This window comes from Agromyces sp. NPDC056389, assembly GCF_042262385.1.
Lineage (GTDB): Bacteria > Actinomycetota > Actinomycetes > Actinomycetales > Microbacteriaceae > Agromyces.
On the sequence record NZ_JBHJPN010000001.1, the window covers coordinates 1,436,274 to 1,451,064 of the forward strand.

A 14,791-nucleotide genomic window follows, 5' to 3' on the forward strand; every position below is an offset into this window, starting at 1 on the left:
TCAGGCCCGAACGTGGCCCAGCAGTACCGCGAAGTGGGCGAGATTTCAGACAACGCTGACATAGCGGCATCTCAAGCTCTGATTCGCCCGCTATCGTGTGAGCCATGACCACCCGCACAGCGCATCGCGCCCGCCCGACGATGCACGACGTCGCCCTGGCGGCGGGCGTCAGCGTCAAGACGGTGTCGCGCGTCGTCAACGGCGTCGACTACGTGAGCGCCGAGACGCTGCAGGTCGTGAACGCGGCGATCGACGAGCTCGGATTCCGCCGCAACGAGTTCGCCCGCCAGTTGCGCCAGGGCACGACGGCGACGATCGGCCTGGTCATCGAGGACATCGGCGACCCGTTCTACTCGGTGCTCATCCGCGCGGTCGAAGACGTCGCCCTCGCCCGCGGGTACACGCTGCTCGCGGCGTCGTCCGCCGAGAGCGCCGAGCGGTCGCGCCGGCTGATCGAGTCGTTCACCTCGCGCGGCGTCGACGGCCTCATCGTCGTGCCGGCGAGCGGCACCGATGTCGGCCTCCTCCGCTCCGAGATCGAGACCGGGTGCACCATGGTGTTCGTCGACCGCCCGGCCCCGGGCCTCCCCGCCGACACCGTGCTCGTCGACAACCGCGGGGGCGCGATGCAGGGCGCCGCGCACCTCATCGCCCACGGTCATCACCGCATCGCCTACTTCGGCGACGACGAGGCGCTGTTCACCGCGGCCGAACGCCGTGACGGGTTCCTCGACGCCTTCGCCGCTGCCGGGCTCGACGTCGATCCCGCGCTGACGATCATGACGAATCCGCACCCCGAGTCGTCGCAGCACGAGGTCGACCGCGTCCTCGACGCGGCCGAGCCGCCGACCGCCGTGATGACCGGCAACAACCGCTGGAGCGTGCGAGCCCTCCGCACGCTCCGCGCCCGCGGGCTCTCCGCCGACATGGCGTTCCTCGGATTCGACGACTTCGAGCTCGGCGACCTGCTGACGCCCGGAGCGACGGTCATCGCCCAGGACCCGGCCGCGATGGGCCGCACCGCCGCGGAACTGCTGCTGCGCCGCATCGAGGGCCTCGACGATGGACCCCACCAGCACATCCGCTTGAGCACCTCGCTCATCGAGCGCGGGTCGGGCGAGCTGCCCGGTCCGTTCGCGACGCGCTGACCGCACACCCGGGCGCTATGCGGTCAGCGGCGCCTGCAACGGGTATCGCCGGCGCAGCAGCATGCGCTGCACGAGCGTCCACGCGACCGTGACGAACAGGTAGAGCGCTGCGGCGAGCGGCACGAAGATCGCGATCACGGCGGTGATGAACTGCAGGGCGCCGAGCGCGCGGGCCATGCCCGGTCCGGCGAGCAGTGCAGCGGATGCCGCGGCGGCATCGCCCGGCGCCGAGGCATCCGCTCGGCTCGTGGCGACGGCCCCGCCGGCGGGCGGCTTCGGCTGGAAGACGCGGCGTGTGAGCTCGCCGACCACGGCGATGCCCGCGATCACGACGCCGAAGACCGCGAGCGCGCTCGGGGTCAGCGTGCCGGCGGCGATCTGGCCGGCGAGGCTCGACCCGAGCGGCACGCCGAAGAACGTCTGCTCGAGCAGGGCGTTCGGGTGCCCGGCGATCGTCGGCAGGATGAAGAGCGCGTAGATCACGCCGACGATCGGGGCCTGCACGAGCATCGGCAGGCAGCCGGCGAAGGGCGTCGTGCCCTCGTCGCCGTAGAGCTTCATCGTCTCGCGCTGCAGGCGTTCGGGATTGTTCTTGTGCTGCTTCTGCAGCGCGGCGAGCTTCGGGGCGAGGCGAGAGCGGGTCTGCTCGGCCTTGGCCTGCGAGAAGCCGACGGGAATCAGCGCTGCGCGCACGAGCAGCGTCACGAGCACGACGGCCGCCGCGGCGCTCGCGATGCCGATGACGGGTTCGAGCAGGGCGGCGAGGGCCATGAGCACGGCATGCGCGCCGTCGAGGAGGCCCGCGATGGGCGGAAAGGCGTAGAGGTCCAAGAGATGTTCCTTGCGGTCGAGAGGGATGGCTGGATCCGTCTGGCCGCGAGGAGTCTCCGAAGGCGCGCCCGAGCGGGCGGTGCACGGGCCCGGATGGGTGCCGTGCTGATCGGTCGAGTGTCGCTACGCGGCCGCGAGGCCGCGTGTCGGCGCCCGGGGGCGCGCACGCCCGGGGGCGTCGGGGTCGCTCTGGGCGAGGAGGCGCCACGGGTCGGCAGTCTGCCGGAACCGGGTGGCGGCACCGCTCGCGTCCGCTGCGACCATCGCGGGCAGCGACTGCCAGGCGACGACCACCACGGCGACGGCGGCAGCGCCGACGACGCCGACGAGCACGACCGACATCTGCGCGTTCGAGGCGAGCGCGATCTCGAGCGAGGCCTGCGCGACGCGGAAGAGCGCGACGAGGAGTTCGATCATGTCGACGGCTCCTCCCTGCGTCTCGACCGTCTCGGCTCACGGCGTCTCGCGAGGTGCTCGCGCGCCGTGTGCATCAACGCTAACACCCGTGCTCGGCTACTCGTCGAGCAACCGCTCGAAGAGCACGTGGTCCTGCCACTCCCCCGCGATGCGCAGGTATCGGCGGGCGAGGCCGAATCGTTCGAAGCCGTTGTGGGCCAGCACCGCCTGCGACGCTGCATTGTGCACGAGCGTGCCGGCCTGCACCCGGTGCAGGCCGATTCCCTTCGCGGCGTGCACGGCGAGGCCGACCGCCATCGTCGCGAGTCCGCGCCCGTTGTACCGTGCGTCGATCCAGTAACCGAGATGGGCGTTCTGGAACGCCCCGCGGACGATGTCGGAGAGGTTCATGCGACCCACGATCTCGTCGCCGTCGACGATGACGAAGGGCACCGTGAGGCCTGCCTCGAAGCGGAGGATCGTGGCCTCGACATCTCGGCGGTGCGTCTCGACGTCGAAGAACTCCTCGCTGCGGGCCGGCTCCCACGGCGCCAGGTGCTCGCGATTGCGCGAATAGGCCGCGGCGAGCGCTGGACCGTCGCCGGGAGCGAGTTCTCGGAACACGAGGCCGTCGCCGAGTTCGACCGGTTGCTGCACGCGAGCTCGCTTTCGTTCCTGCCGGGCTCGGATGCCGCGGGCCGGTCAACCACGCTAACACCGTGCCATGCGGTGCAGACTGGTGGGGTGACCCGCACGTCATGGGTGCTGCACGTCGACCTCGACCAGTTCGTCGCGGCCGTCGAGGTGCTGCGCCGCCCCGAGCTCGCAGGCCGGCCGGTCATCGTCGGCGGTCGCGGTGATCCGAGCGAGCGCGCGGTCGTCTCGACCGCCTCGTACGAGGCGCGCGAGTTCGGCGTCGGCTCCGGGATGCCGCTGCGGATCGCCGCCCGCAAGGCGCCCGATGCCGTGATCCTGCCGGTCGACGCCGAGGCGTATGCCGAGGCATCCGCCGCCGTGATGGCGACCCTGCGCGTGCAGCCGGGCGCGATCGTGCAGGTGCTCGGCTGGGACGAGGCATTCGTCGGCGTGGAGACGGCAGACCCCGAGGCGTACGCCCGGCGGATCCAGCGCGCGGTGCTCGACCGCACCCGCCTGCACTGCAGTGTCGGCATCGGCGACACGCTCGTGCGCGCCAAGGTCGCGACGGGGTTCGGCAAGCCGCGCGGGATGTACCGGCTCACTGCGGGCAACTGGCTCGACGTGATGGGCGGTCGGCCGACCATCGATCTCTGGGGCGTCGGCACGAAGATCTCCCGGCGGCTGGCCGGGCTCGGCATCACGACGGTCGCCGAACTCGCCGCGGCCGATCTCGATGCGCTGGCCGCCGAGTTCGGCCCGCGCATGGGTCCCTGGTACGCAGAGCTCGGCCGCGGCGCCGGCTCCGATGTCGTCGACGACACGCCGTGGGTCGCGCGCGGCCACAGCCGGGAGACGACCTACCAGCAGGACCTCACGGAGCCCGACCAGGTCGAGGATGCCGTGCGCGAGCTCGTCGCACACGTGCTCGACGACGTCGCCGCCGAGGGCCGGCCGGTGATCGGCCTGACGCTCAAGGTCCGGTACGCGCCGTTCATCACCAAGGTATTCACGAAGAAGATCCCGTCGACGCGCGACCGCGCGACGGTGCTCGCACGTGCGCTCGACCTCGTCGCCCGCATCGAACCCGACCGTCCGATCCGCCTGCTCGGGCTTCGCGCCGAGATGCCGATGCCCGATGACGCGCGCGACGGCCACACGCCGACCCGCAGCGGGTGGTGACTCGGCGCCATCGGGTCCGCAACTGGGTCTTGCTGCACCGCGCTGCGGAAGTGAGACTTGCGACATGGACCACACGGAGGAAGCACGCGCCGTCGGTGAAGTGATCGACCGACTCGTCGGCCGGTTCCCCGATCTGCCCCGCGACCACGTCGCCGCGGTCGTCGAAGCCGCCCACCTCGAACTCGAGGGCAACCCCGTGCGCGACTTCGTGCCCGTGCTCGTCGAGCGCACCGCGAAGCAGCGCCTGAAGCAGGAGGCGACGGCCGTGCCGGTGATCGCCGACGCGCCGGCGTCGGAGTCGGGGTCGGCCGCCGGCGACGACGCCGACGTCGAGCTCGACCCGATGGAGATCGAACGCCGAGCGCGCGAGCGCGAGTCGGGGTTCCTCTTCGGCGACCTCGGCGGCGGGGCGAATTGAACCTGCTGACCGAACGGACGGGGGCGCGCAGATGGACTGGGTGATCCTCATCGCGTCGGGCGTGCTCGAAGCCGTGTGGGCGACGGCACTCGGTGCGTCGAAGAACTTCCGCCGTCCCTGGCCGACGGCGCTCTTCGTCGTCGCACTCGTGCTCAGCATGGCGGGCCTCGCGTTCGCGATGACGACCATCCCCGTCGGCACCGCCTACGCCGTCTGGGTCGGCATCGGAGCCGTGCTCACCGTCGCCTACGCGATGATCTTCGGCGGCGAGCGAGCGAGCGTCGTGAAGGTGCTGCTGCTGCTCGGCATCATCGGATGCGTCATCGGTCTGAAGCTCGTCGGGGAGGCCTGACATGTACTGGCCGATCCTCATCGTGAGCGCCGTGCTCGAAGCCGTCTGGGCGACCGCCCTCGGCTACTCCGACGGATTCTCGAAGCTCGTTCCGACCATCGTGTTCTTCGTCGCCCTCGTCGGCAGCATGGCCGGGCTCGCCTTCGCGATGCGCGGCATCCCGATCGGCACGGCCTACGCCGTCTGGACGGGGCTCGGGGCGGCGCTCACCGTGACCTATGCGATCACCTTCGGCGGCGAGTCGGCGAGCGTGCTGAAGGTGCTCTTCCTCGCCGGCATCATCGCATGCGTGATCGGGCTGAAGCTCGTGCACTCACGCGAGGAGCGCGAGGTCGAGGCGTCGGGCGCGCCGCCGACGCCCGAGGCGTGACGATCGACGCGAGCGACGCTCAGTACCCGCCGCCGGAATCGTTGGGCTCGACGCAGACCGCCTTCACCTTGTCGGCCGCTTCCTGGATCGCGGCCTGCTGCTCGGCGAGCGCGTCGGGGTCGGGCGCGATCTCCCCGTCGGCATCGGTGGGAATCGTCGCCGCGAACGAAGCGGCCTCGCTCAGCTTCTCGTCCACCGCGGCGAGCGCGTCGGCCACCTCGGGACTGTCCGCCTTCTCAGCAAGTTCAGCGGCACGCGACGCATAGTCCTCGAGGTCGGCCTGGATCTCGTCGGGGCTGCCGACCCCGTTGAGGGCGTTCTGCGCTCCGTTCGAGACATCCCGCAGCGCGTCCTGCAGGGTCTCGCACGCTCCGGCGGCGCCCGACGAGGACCTGCCCCCGCCCGCGCCGCAGCCGGAGAGGAGCAGTGCACTCGCGACGACGAGCACGGCGAACGACGTCTTGGTTCCTCGCATGATGGATCCCCGATCGTGATGCTCTCGCGTCGGGAGCACCACTTCGACTGTGGCACGTCCCCGCGCCGGAGTAAATAGCGAGCTTCGCTCACGACCCTGATGACCCCCGCGTCATTTCCTCGTATTCCCAGATGAAGCGGGCAAGAAGGGGAAACGCCGCATCCATGAGGCTGCTCAACGCCGACCTTCGTCCAATTCGACGTCGCACGCAGACCCGTTGACACCAAACCGGACATACACACCAGGGAGGGTGCCCGCACCGCGACGAGTAGGGGTCGTCGCGGTGCGTGGAACCAAGGGATGGCTCGCAGACATTCTGGCTGCCGGGCGACCACTGCGCCGCCTCATGACGCCAAGCGACGGGAGCCGGAGGAACCCCTCCGGATGAGGTCTAAACTCCGGGCTCTCGAATGGATCACCGCGGCGTTGCAGTCCATGTTCAAGCCGGCACAGATTCAGGCACCGGGAATGCAAGGACGCCCCGCTGAAGGCTTCAGCGGGGCGTCCGAAGGCGGCGTGGCGCGGGCGAGTTGTCTACGCGGCGACGAAGGCGAGACTGCGGAAGGCTTGTTCGACCTTCGTCCACGGGATGTTGTTCGCGTCGAGCACCCGCGAGAACGCGTTGTCGCCCATCACCCTCAGCCCGCCGTATGCAGCGGCGAGCTCCGCGCCGCCGGCGTTCCACGCGGTCGAGGTGAGCATCCGGAGGCCCTTGCCCGAGATGGCCCAGACCGAGTAGTCGAGCGACTTTCCGTCGACCTGCAGGCCGGTGCGGAACTGGATGATGAGCATGTCGATTTCCTCTTTCGGTTGCGGGTGTTCGGTGGAAGGCCCTGTGGGGGCCCCCGTGTAGTTGAAGTGCATCCAGTCGAATTCTTGGAAGACGCCGGAGCCGAGATAGTCGTACCCAAACCGGGCCCGGTTGGCCATGACCCAACTGTGCTGCGATCGAGTGAGCAGTCCGGGATCAAAGTCGAACGCTTGACCCCACCCATGGTTGGAATACCCAGGCGCAGCGGTTCCTTCTGAATGCTTCGACCAGTACTGCTGGCCGGCGAAGCTGCGGTATCCCTCGTTGACGTTGAGGTAGCCGCCGACCTCGTTGTGGTAAGCCGTGAGCATTGCGACGAGCGCCGCACCGGCCGCGGGTTCCATGTACACCCCACCGACTGCGCCGTCGGCTGGATTGGAAGACCATGACCAGTAGCTGACTCCTGGGTAGTTCACGTTGGTCATCGCACTTAGCGGGATGTATCCGTTGGAGTAGCCGCCCCATGCATATGAGATGTCAGCGATCTGCGACACAGCAAGCCCGAGAGCCCCTGCGCCGACAGCTCCTAGGAGCGTCCGTCTGGATAGATGAGGTTTCGATGCTTCGTCCTGCACACTGCCCTCCTTTGGGGGTAAAACGTGAACCGATTCTCACCTCGCCCCAACCGCCAGCGCATCAGGGGGTTCACTCTTGCGGCAGGCCGAATCAAGCTGATACGAACGAAGGCCCCTCCCGCCCGAAGGCGAGAGGGGCCTTCTCAGGCGTTGGGCCGTCTATTCGGCTACCAGCTCGATCCGATGAGGACCCGGGAATCCAGCCGCCGGCACCATTTCCGCGATAGAGGTATATGAGACCCGTGGGAGTCGCGCCGATCATGTCGACGTTTCCGTCACCATTGAAGTCGCCCGGCCCTGTCAGCGTCTGGAAGCATTGGAAGCCGGAGCCGACGAATCCGCCGTTCGCGTTCGCCCACTGCCCCCACTCCGTTCCCGGTGTAGAGGTTGAGGCGAGCCGTGCAGACCAAGGGATGTGTGCAAGGCCCAAAGGGTTCCATCGCTGCGGTACAGACCGGAAGCCCACGGCGCCATCGATGCCAATGCGGCGGCATCGATGTTCCCGCCTGTGACGCACGAGCGGTCAGCGTCCAGAATGTGGCCAGAGCCAGTGCCGGCTTAAAGCAGAAACGCCCCGGACCCTTGCTATTGCTCGGATCACGGGGCGTTTCTCGTGGCGGTACCGGTGGGATTTGAACCCACGGTGGGCTTTCACCCACACAACTTTTCGAGAGTTGCACCTTCGGCCGCTCGGACACGGTACCGAGAGCAATCGTAGACGACGAAGTCGCAAGAACAAAAACGAGCGGGTGCCTCAGCCGACGCTCAGCCGACATGCAGCTCACGCGAAGCGTGCAGGAATACGTTCTGCTCGTGACCGTCTCCCCCATCTCCCGTGCCGACGCCCCGCGTCAGAGCCTCACCGCCGGCGCCCGGCTCGCGGCGTCGACCGTGCTCGGCAGCTTCGGCGTGCGGCCGTTCCGTGAACGGGTGCGCGAGAACCGGTCGACCCTGAACGAGACGCTGCCCATCCACTCGAAGTGGTGGCGCGACCACGCGAAGGCCGAGGGCGAGCTGCTCTACGTCGCGATCGGCGACAGCGCGGCCCAGGGCATCGGCGCCTCCCGGCCCGACCGCAGCTACGTCGGCCAGATCGCCGACGAACTGCGCGAGACGACGGGCCGGAGCGTGCGCGTCGTGAACCTCAGCGTGTCGGGCGCGACGACGTCGCTCGCGGTGCGCGACCAGCTGCCGCGGTTCCGCGACCTCCGCGCTCTTCGGCCCGATGTCGTCACGGTCTCGATCGGCGCGAACGACATCGCCGACTGGGATCCGGTGCGATTCGACCGCAACATCCGCTCGATCTTCGCCGAGCTGCCGATGGATGCCGTCGTGGCCGACCTGCCGTGCTTCTACTTTCCGCAGAACGAGCGCAAGGTCGCCGAGGCGAACCGGATGCTGCGCGCCGCCGCCCGCGAGCACGGCCTCGTCGTGGCGCCGCTGCACGACGCCACTCGGCGCCAGGGTCTCCGCGGCATCCTGACGCACTTCGCGCGCGACATGTTCCACCCGAACGATCACGGCTACGCGGTGTGGGCCGGGGCCTTCCGTCCGGCGCTCTCGGCGGTGCTGCGGTCGCGTCACCGAGCGGCGATGAGCTCGCTCAGCGGCATCACCGAGCGGCGAGCCGCCTGACGACGAGCTCGGCGTCCTCGCCGACGCCGAGCAGCAGCGGCGACCGGCGCGTCCGCATCCACGGCACGCCGACGAAGAACAGCCCCTGCACGCGAGTGCTCGCCCCGTCCTCCTGCAGCGGAAAGCCCATGTCGTCGACGATCCCCTGCATCGCGATCCAGCCGTAGTCGGGTCGGAACCCCACGGCGTTGACGACGACCCCGAGATCGTCGAGGAGCGGCGGCGGCGCGGCGGCGAGTTCGGTCGCAGGCGGCTCCGGCAGCTCGGGCACCGGCAGGCCGCGAGAGTCGCACAGGCGCCCGATCCCCGCGCAGACCTCGGTGAACGCACCGTCGCCGACGGCGACCGATTCGGCGAGGTCGTCGGCCGCTCGCACACGTGCGCCGTCGACGCCGATGACGTGGCCGATCAGCCCGACCCCGATCGCGGCGAGCGCCCGGAGGTTGACCTCGTGCCCGCCGTTCGCCCCGGAGATGAGCGGGTTCGATGCCAGCCGCACGGTCGGTGACGGCATGTCCGCGAGCGTGTGCTCGAAGAAGCCGAGGTCGCTGAGCCAGTCGATGATGTCGCGTCCGTCGACGCGACGCGGCATCGCCGGTGCCCGACTCGCAGCCAGCACGACTTCGCGACCGGACTGCACGAGCTCGTGTGCGATCTGGCAGCCCGACTGACCGCCACCGATGACGAGCACCGTTCCGCCCGGCAGCGAGGCGGGCGCGCGGTACTCGGTGGCCCCGACGACGGGCACCTCGCGCGCGATCTCGTCGATGAACGCCGGGCGATGCTCGCGCTGGTAGGCGCCGGTGCACGCCACGACGCGACGGGCACGGATGCCGCCCGCCGACGTCTCGGCGACGAAGGCGCCGCCCTCGCCGCGAAGCGACGCGACGTCGGCCTCTTCCACGAGCGGTGCGCCGAACGAGCGCGCGTAGTCGCGCAGGTGCGCGCCGATCTCCTCGCGATCGAGGGTAGCCGTCGGGGTCCTCCCCGCGATACTCGCCGCCCGGCAGGCCGATGACGTGATTCGGTGTCACGAGCCGGAAGCTGTCCCACCGCGCGGCCCAGGCGGCGCCGGCACGCTCGCGCTCGAGCACGACGTGGTCGACGCCCGAGCCCGTGAGCCCGTGGCTGACCGCGAGCCCGGCCTGCCCGGCTCCGATCACGAGCACGTCGACATCCGCTCGCACGCCGCTCAGGCTACGCCGACGGCCAGCGGGCGGCCAGCGTGTGGATCCCGGTCGCCGCGCCGAGCGCCCACTGTCGGCGGCCGCGGCTAGTCTCGGGGCATGGCCCGCTCCACCTCCACGTTCCGTTGCTCAGAATGCGGCTGGAGCACCCTCAAGTGGGCCGGTCGATGCGGCGAGTGCCAGCAGTGGGGCACCGTCGTCGACGTGGCCGAGGCCACCGGCATCGTGCGCGCCGTGCAGGCCGTGCAGCTCGGCGAGGCTCGCACCGCGAAGTCGATCGTCGACGTGCAGACCGAAGACGCCGCGCACCGCCCGAGCGGCATCGGCGAGTTCGACCGGGTGCTCGGCGGCGGCATCGTCGCCGGCGCGGCGATCCTGCTCTCCGGCGAGCCCGGCGTGGGCAAGTCGACGCTCCTCCTCGAAGTGGCGGCACGCGTCGCCGGCACCGGTCGCCGCGTGCTCTACGTCACGGCAGAGGAGTCGGTCGCCCAGGTGCGACTCCGTGCCGGGCGCACCGGAGCACTGCACGACGAGCTCTACCTCGCCGCAGAGACCGACCTCGCGACGATCCTCGGCCAGGTCGACGCCGTCTCCCCCGCTCTACTCATCGTCGACTCGGTGCAGACGGTCTCGTCATCGCTCTCCGACGGCCTGCCCGGGCAGCCGAGCCAGGTGCGCGAGGTCGCATCGACGCTCATCCGCGTCGCGAAAGAGCGGCAACTGCCCGTGCTGCTCGTCGGCCACGTCACGAAAGACGGCTCGATCGCCGGCCCTCGCCTGCTCGAGCACCTCGTCGACGTCGTGTGCCAGTTCGAGGGCGACCGGCAGACGTCGCTTCGCTTCGTACGGGCCCTCAAGAACCGGTTCGGCCCCACCGACGAGGTCGGCTGCTTCGAGATGACGGGTGACGGCATCGCCGAGGTGCCCGACCCATCGGGCCTCTTCCTCTCGAGCGGTCGCAGCGCCGTGAGCGGCACGTGCGTCACCGTCGCCCTCGAGGGGCGGCGGGCGCTCCCGGTCGAGGTGCAGGCGCTCGTGGTCTCCACGAAGGCCCCGCAGCCGCGCCGCGTCGTCAACGGGGTCGACCCCTCGCGCGTCGCCATGATCATCGCCGTGCTCGAGCGCCGTGCTGGGCTCAAGTCGCTCGGCGAACACGACGTCTACGTCTCGACCGTCGGCGGCGTGCGACTCGCAGAACCCGGCGCCGACCTGGCCATCGCCGTGGCCATCGCCTCCGCCATGCGCGACCGCGCGGTGCCCCACGAGCTCGCGGCGTTCGGCGAGATCAGCCTCGCCGGCGAGGTGCGGCCGGTCACCGCGGCCAAGCAGCGCGGCGCAGAGGCCAAGCGGCTCGGCTACACGACGATCCTCGACGTCGAGGCGGGCAGCGTGCACGCGGCCGTGCAGCGAGCCATGATGGCCTCGACCGGCCCGCGGGAGCGCGAGCTCGACGCCGCCTTCTAGGCAGCGACCCGGCTCACCGAGCCGCCACCGGCTCGCCGAAGCATCCGCTCAGACGATGGCGTCGATCACCGGGCACGTCGGATGCACCGGACCCGACTCGACGAGGAGGGCCAGCGCCGCCCGCACGCCGCGCAGGTCGGCGATGCGCTGATCGAGTTCGGCGAGTTTGTCGGCGACCTGTTCCGCGACGTCGTCCAGCACGATGCGCTCGGGCTCGTCCGAGAGCGCCAGCACGTCTCGCACCTCACGCAGGGTGAACCCGAGCTCCTGGGCGCGACGGATGAACCGCACCCGCCGCACCGCGTCGGGCGAGTACTGCCGGTAGCCACCGCTGGAGCGCCCCTCGGGCGCGAGCAGCCCCTGCCGCTCGTAGAACCGGAGCGTGCTCACTGCGACGCCCGACGCACCGGCGAGCGGGCCGGTCGTCAGCGGCGACGCAGTCGGAGCAGTCCGCTGAGCTGCAGGATCAGCCATGTCACCTCCCCGATCAGGAACACGACGATCGTCGCGCTCTGCCCATTCAACAGCGCCCAGATCATCCAAAGCGAGAACACCGCTCGCCCGGCCGTGTCGATCGCGATGAATCGCCACTCAGGGCGGAGGATCCGTGCGAACGCCCACATGGTCACCGCGGTGCCGAACATGCTCGTGAACATGAGCGCGGTGGGGTCGAGCTCGGGCAGCAGCGCACCCGGCAGGTCCAGGGCGTCGTGGAGCGACCGGGTCAGGGCGAGCAGGAGCGGCGCAGTGAAGGGCGTGGCGAACCCGACGGTCACGATGAGGTCGTAGACGGCGCCGGCGCGCCCCCATCGAACGCGCTGGAAGGAGCCGTCGGACGGGAGCAGGGCTGAGGGCGTTGCGGTTGCGGTCATGCCGCCAGTGTCGACCGTGAACCACGGTGCAGGGTCAAGCGGTCAGGCGGCCGAGTGTTCGACGTGCCGATACCGTTGGGCATGCAACGCGAAGGAGCGCCATGAACACCACGCCGAACGCACCAGCGGCCATCCGCGGAGCGACCCGATGAGCACGCTGCTCGAACCGAGCCTCGTCTTCGTCTTCGAGTTGCGGGTCGAGGTCGATCTCGAACGTCGGATCGGCCACGGTGCATCCGAAGCCCTGGGCTTCACGCCGATCACGGGCGGAACCGTCACCGGCCCCCGACTGAACGGCCGCGTGCTGCCCGGCGGCGGCGATTGGTGGGTCGCGCGTGGCGACGTCACGCAGCTCGATGCGCGGTACCTCCTCGAGGCCGATGACGGCACGGTGATCGACGTCGTGAACCGCGGCTACTACGTTGCCTCAGACGAGCTCGAGCAGCGAATGGCGGCCGGGCAGCAGGTCCCCGAGGAGGAGCTCTACTACCGGACCGCACCGGTCTTCCAGACGGATGCCGCGGCCCACCGGTGGCTCGCCGAGCGGCAGTTCATCGGCATGGCGAGGCCCGAGCCCGGATTCGTCTGCATCCGGGTCTTCGAGCTGCGCTGACCGGGGGCTCACTCGACGCGCCTCGGCCGAGGCCTAGGCCTCGAGGGCCTTCAGCAGCTCGGCGGGCGGCGCCTGCATCGGGTGCGGCCCCGCGATGTCGAGGAACACCGTGGTGATCGTCGACTCGTGCCGCTTCAGGAAGGTGCGCAACCACGCCGGACTCTGCAGGCCCACCGCGGGCGGCAGGTTCTCGGGCTTGTTCGCGGCATCGCTGAAGAGCAGCAGTGCGACATCGCCCGTCTTCGGGTCGCGGTAGGTCCACACCTCGCCGCCGTCGAGCGGCTTGTCGCGCGGCCCCGGCTTCACGAGGGGCACCACCGTGTTGCCGTGGCGCAGCGCCAGTGCGACCGCCGCGATGTCTTGCCGTTCGAGTGCCTCTGCGAGCGCCTGCGAACGGAACTCCACGGGTTCAGCCGCCTGCTTCCGTCGTGCCTTTCCTGCCATTCCACAAGGGTACCGAGCGGATGCCGCGGGGCCCGCCTCCGTCCGCCGACGGCGCACTCCGAGGCATCCGATCGCCGGCTTCCGGGCATGGCCGGAATCGGATGTGGACTTCCGAGGAAAGCGACCTAAGATGTCTGTGCCGGACCGTGAGGGTCCGAGGTGTCGACGAAGACGACGGCGTTCTCGTTGACCCCACGGCGCCGGCGCATTCACCGATTCCTGCCCCGCGACCATGTCGCCGGGCACTCGTACCATCGAAGCAATCTCGCCCTGTGATCCTGTCGCGGGGCGCTCGTACCATCGAAGCAATCTCGCCCTGTGATCCTGTCGCGGGGCGCTCGTACCATCGAATTAACTCGCGCGGGCCGGCGCGCTCCTCTCAGAAGGAGCCCAGTGCCCAGCAGCCTCCCGAAACCGATCCGATTCGACGGTGACACCTGGTTGTGCGTGCGCAACGACCCGGCCCTGCCGAAGGCGATCATCCGTCGCTATCGCGATGTGAAGCGCGGCGACGTCTACCTCGTCGTCAAGTGGGCGCTCGACCCGGCCGAGCAGCGACTCATGTCATCGGCGCCGTCACTCGAGGCGGCCAACGCACTCGTGCACTTCGACCCTCCGGCGGGGTCGACTCCGGCGTTCGCGGGTTACCCGCACGGTACGCAGGGCGGGCACCCGAGTCGCGCCGCTCAGTAGAGCAGGAACTGCCTCTGCTCTGCCGACGCGAAGCCGTCGACCGTCACCGCGAGGTGATACGACGCGCCGCCCGCCGGCACCGTTTCGCGCGCGCCGCTGCAGGTCTCGGGCGTCGAGTACGTGCGGTCCCAGATGATCGGCACGCTCGAGCTGACCGGAGTGCCCGGCGTCAGGGAGACCTCGGCGTCGATGGCGTCGACCTGGCAGTCGGTCGACGTCCAGTACTGCTCGGATCCGCTCGTGACGGTGAAGACCTGCGCGTTCGTCCCGGCATTCAGCACGCAGACGTTCTTGCCGGTGTTCGTGATCGTGACCGAGAGCTGCGGCTGCTCCCCCGGCTCGTACGAGGACTTGTCGGTGACCGCCTCGACCAGGATCTTCTCTGGAGCGCACGGGTCGCCGTCGGCCGCAGTGGGTTCCGTCGGGATCGAGGTCGTCTCGGGCACCGCCGACGGCTCCGCGCTCGGCGAGGCGACGGGCTCCTCGCCCTGGCTCGCCCCCGGGCGCACGATGACGAGCACGATCGCGATGATCACCGCGAGCAGGCCGATCAGCACGACGATGCGGCGACGACGGTACACCTGCGGTGACTGCCGCCCGGTCGGTGTGTTCGTCGACATGCACACAGGGTACGGCCGGGATGCGCGTGCCCGCGGCACCCGCTCGGCGTGCCGTTTCTCGTCTCAGCG

Annotated in this window: 19 protein-coding genes, 1 tRNA gene and 1 pseudogene; 9 read left to right on the forward strand and 12 right to left on the reverse strand. The window is 69.9% G+C overall.

Translation table 11 applies throughout. The features are described from left to right. The first annotated feature begins 104 nt into the window (after positions 1-104). Positions 105-1,148 carry a LacI family DNA-binding transcriptional regulator gene (locus ACFCVM_RS06720; RefSeq protein ID WP_375835268.1) on the forward strand — a complete coding sequence of 348 codons (1,044 nt, stop codon included), beginning with the start codon at positions 105-107 and terminating at the stop codon, positions 1,146-1,148. A gap of 15 nt (positions 1,149-1,163) precedes the next feature. On the opposite strand, the gene ACFCVM_RS06725 is transcribed toward ACFCVM_RS06720, so the two are convergent. The 3 genes from ACFCVM_RS06725 to ACFCVM_RS06735 all read right to left on the reverse strand — a co-directional run bounded on the left by ACFCVM_RS06725 (position 1,164) and on the right by ACFCVM_RS06735 (position 3,032). Continuing rightward, positions 1,164-1,979, reverse strand: a complete 816-nt coding sequence (locus ACFCVM_RS06725) for a YidC/Oxa1 family membrane protein insertase (protein WP_375835269.1) — start codon at positions 1,977-1,979, stop codon at positions 1,164-1,166. A 123-nt stretch (positions 1,980-2,102) separates the two neighbouring features. Next, on the reverse strand, positions 2,103-2,396 hold the full coding sequence (locus ACFCVM_RS06730; protein ID WP_375835271.1) for a DUF6412 domain-containing protein: 294 nt from the start codon (positions 2,394-2,396) through the stop codon (positions 2,103-2,105). A gap of 96 nt (positions 2,397-2,492) precedes the next feature. After that, positions 2,493-3,032 (reverse strand): GNAT family N-acetyltransferase, encoded by a 540-nt coding sequence (locus ACFCVM_RS06735; protein WP_375835273.1) that lies wholly within the window; start codon positions 3,030-3,032, stop codon positions 2,493-2,495. A gap of 105 nt (positions 3,033-3,137) precedes the next feature. On the opposite strand from ACFCVM_RS06735, the gene ACFCVM_RS06740 reads away from it, so the two are divergent. The 4 genes from ACFCVM_RS06740 (at position 3,138) to ACFCVM_RS06755 (ending at position 5,333) form a co-directional block, all read left to right on the forward strand. Continuing rightward, on the forward strand, positions 3,138-4,193 hold the full coding sequence (locus ACFCVM_RS06740; RefSeq protein ID WP_375836673.1) for a DNA polymerase IV: 1,056 nt from the start codon (positions 3,138-3,140) through the stop codon (positions 4,191-4,193). Positions 4,194-4,257: 64 nt separating this feature from the next. Then, positions 4,258-4,611, forward strand: coding sequence for a three-helix bundle dimerization domain-containing protein (locus ACFCVM_RS06745; protein WP_375835274.1), 354 nt, complete (start codon positions 4,258-4,260; stop codon positions 4,609-4,611). Between the two features lie 31 nt (positions 4,612-4,642). Further along, on the forward strand, positions 4,643-4,963 hold the full coding sequence (locus ACFCVM_RS06750) for a DMT family transporter (protein ID WP_375835276.1): 321 nt from the start codon (positions 4,643-4,645) through the stop codon (positions 4,961-4,963). Position 4,964: 1 nt separating this feature from the next. Beyond that, complete coding sequence (locus tag ACFCVM_RS06755; RefSeq protein WP_375835277.1) at positions 4,965-5,333, forward strand: DMT family transporter; 369 nt, start codon at positions 4,965-4,967, stop codon at positions 5,331-5,333. A 19-nt stretch (positions 5,334-5,352) separates the two neighbouring features. On the opposite strand, the gene ACFCVM_RS06760 is transcribed toward ACFCVM_RS06755, so the two are convergent. The 3 genes from ACFCVM_RS06760 to ACFCVM_RS06770 form a co-directional block, all read right to left on the reverse strand. Next, positions 5,353-5,808: a hypothetical protein gene (locus ACFCVM_RS06760; RefSeq protein ID WP_375835278.1), complete on the reverse strand. Its 456-nt coding sequence runs from the start codon at positions 5,806-5,808 to the stop codon at positions 5,353-5,355. 534 nt (positions 5,809-6,342) lie between these two features. Further along, positions 6,343-7,044 carry a hypothetical protein gene (locus ACFCVM_RS06765; RefSeq protein ID WP_375835280.1) on the reverse strand — a complete coding sequence of 234 codons (702 nt, stop codon included), beginning with the start codon at positions 7,042-7,044 and terminating at the stop codon, positions 6,343-6,345. A 764-nt stretch (positions 7,045-7,808) separates the two neighbouring features. Further along, positions 7,809-7,898 (reverse strand) — tRNA-Ser (locus ACFCVM_RS06770). A gap of 109 nt (positions 7,899-8,007) precedes the next feature. Here ACFCVM_RS06770 and ACFCVM_RS06775 point away from each other — a divergent pair. Further along, positions 8,008-8,829 (forward strand): SGNH/GDSL hydrolase family protein, encoded by an 822-nt coding sequence (locus ACFCVM_RS06775; RefSeq protein ID WP_375835281.1) that lies wholly within the window; start codon positions 8,008-8,010, stop codon positions 8,827-8,829. Here the strand turns inward: ACFCVM_RS06775 and ACFCVM_RS06780 are convergent. Both ACFCVM_RS06780 and ACFCVM_RS06785 read right to left on the reverse strand, forming a co-directional pair. Continuing rightward, the gene (locus ACFCVM_RS06780) at positions 8,807-9,853 is read right to left on the reverse strand and encodes an NAD(P)-binding domain-containing protein (RefSeq protein ID WP_375836674.1); all 1,047 of its coding nucleotides are present in this window, start codon (positions 9,851-9,853) and stop codon (positions 8,807-8,809) included. The two genes, ACFCVM_RS06775 and ACFCVM_RS06780, sit on opposite strands and share 23 nt — an antisense overlap. A gap of 64 nt (positions 9,854-9,917) precedes the next feature. Then, positions 9,918-10,016: pseudogene (locus ACFCVM_RS06785) on the reverse strand (FAD-dependent monooxygenase); the annotation flags it as partial. A gap of 99 nt (positions 10,017-10,115) precedes the next feature. On the opposite strand from ACFCVM_RS06785, the gene radA reads away from it, so the two are divergent. Next, a complete protein-coding gene (gene radA, locus ACFCVM_RS06790) occupies positions 10,116-11,480 on the forward strand; it encodes a DNA repair protein RadA (protein ID WP_375835282.1) in 1,365 nt (454 codons plus the stop codon). Between the two features lie 48 nt (positions 11,481-11,528). On the opposite strand, the gene ACFCVM_RS06795 is transcribed toward radA, so the two are convergent. Together ACFCVM_RS06795 and ACFCVM_RS06800 are read right to left on the reverse strand one after the other, a co-directional pair. Continuing rightward, complete coding sequence (locus ACFCVM_RS06795) at positions 11,529-11,954, reverse strand: heavy metal-responsive transcriptional regulator (RefSeq protein WP_375835283.1); 426 nt, start codon at positions 11,952-11,954, stop codon at positions 11,529-11,531. Next, on the reverse strand, positions 11,906-12,352 hold the full coding sequence (locus ACFCVM_RS06800; protein WP_375835285.1) for a hypothetical protein: 447 nt from the start codon (positions 12,350-12,352) through the stop codon (positions 11,906-11,908). Before ACFCVM_RS06800 ends, ACFCVM_RS06795 begins: the two co-directional genes overlap by 49 nt. A 148-nt stretch (positions 12,353-12,500) precedes the next feature. Between ACFCVM_RS06800 and ACFCVM_RS06805 the strand changes: the two genes are divergently transcribed. Further along, positions 12,501-12,965, forward strand: coding sequence for a DUF3237 domain-containing protein (locus ACFCVM_RS06805; RefSeq protein ID WP_375835286.1), 465 nt, complete (start codon positions 12,501-12,503; stop codon positions 12,963-12,965). Between the two features lie 33 nt (positions 12,966-12,998). On the opposite strand, the gene ACFCVM_RS06810 is transcribed toward ACFCVM_RS06805, so the two are convergent. Next, positions 12,999-13,409, reverse strand: coding sequence for a dehydrogenase (locus ACFCVM_RS06810; protein ID WP_204458582.1), 411 nt, complete (start codon positions 13,407-13,409; stop codon positions 12,999-13,001). A 393-nt stretch (positions 13,410-13,802) separates the two neighbouring features. On the opposite strand from ACFCVM_RS06810, the gene ACFCVM_RS06815 reads away from it, so the two are divergent. Continuing rightward, on the forward strand, positions 13,803-14,102 hold the full coding sequence (locus ACFCVM_RS06815) for a hypothetical protein (protein ID WP_375835288.1): 300 nt from the start codon (positions 13,803-13,805) through the stop codon (positions 14,100-14,102). On the opposite strand, the gene ACFCVM_RS06820 is transcribed toward ACFCVM_RS06815, so the two are convergent. Beyond that, complete coding sequence (locus ACFCVM_RS06820) at positions 14,096-14,722, reverse strand: hypothetical protein (protein ID WP_375835290.1); 627 nt, start codon at positions 14,720-14,722, stop codon at positions 14,096-14,098. The two genes, ACFCVM_RS06815 and ACFCVM_RS06820, sit on opposite strands and share 7 nt — an antisense overlap. Positions 14,723-14,791: the final 69 nt, after the last annotated feature.

Coding starts and splice junctions, on each gene's coding strand:
- ACFCVM_RS06720 (WP_375835268.1), top strand. CDS start 105: ATGACCACCCGCACAGCGCATCGCGCCCGCCCGACGATGCACGACGTC.
- ACFCVM_RS06730 (WP_375835271.1), bottom strand. CDS start 2,396: ATGATCGAACTCCTCGTCGCGCTCTTCCGCGTCGCGCAGGCCTCGCTC.
- ACFCVM_RS06745 (WP_375835274.1), top strand. CDS start 4,258: ATGGACCACACGGAGGAAGCACGCGCCGTCGGTGAAGTGATCGACCGA.
- ACFCVM_RS06750 (WP_375835276.1), top strand. CDS start 4,643: ATGGACTGGGTGATCCTCATCGCGTCGGGCGTGCTCGAAGCCGTGTGG.
- ACFCVM_RS06755 (WP_375835277.1), top strand. CDS start 4,965: ATGTACTGGCCGATCCTCATCGTGAGCGCCGTGCTCGAAGCCGTCTGG.
- ACFCVM_RS06760 (WP_375835278.1), bottom strand. CDS start 5,808: ATGCGAGGAACCAAGACGTCGTTCGCCGTGCTCGTCGTCGCGAGTGCA.
- ACFCVM_RS06765 (WP_375835280.1), bottom strand. CDS start 7,044: ATGACCAACGTGAACTACCCAGGAGTCAGCTACTGGTCATGGTCTTCC.
- radA (WP_375835282.1), top strand. CDS start 10,116: ATGGCCCGCTCCACCTCCACGTTCCGTTGCTCAGAATGCGGCTGGAGC.
- ACFCVM_RS06795 (WP_375835283.1), bottom strand. CDS start 11,954: ATGGCTGATCCTGCAGCTCAGCGGACTGCTCCGACTGCGTCGCCGCTG.
- ACFCVM_RS06800 (WP_375835285.1), bottom strand. CDS start 12,352: ATGACCGCAACCGCAACGCCCTCAGCCCTGCTCCCGTCCGACGGCTCC.
- ACFCVM_RS06805 (WP_375835286.1), top strand. CDS start 12,501: ATGAGCACGCTGCTCGAACCGAGCCTCGTCTTCGTCTTCGAGTTGCGG.
- ACFCVM_RS06810 (WP_204458582.1), bottom strand. CDS start 13,409: ATGGCAGGAAAGGCACGACGGAAGCAGGCGGCTGAACCCGTGGAGTTC.
- ACFCVM_RS06820 (WP_375835290.1), bottom strand. CDS start 14,722: ATGTCGACGAACACACCGACCGGGCGGCAGTCACCGCAGGTGTACCGT.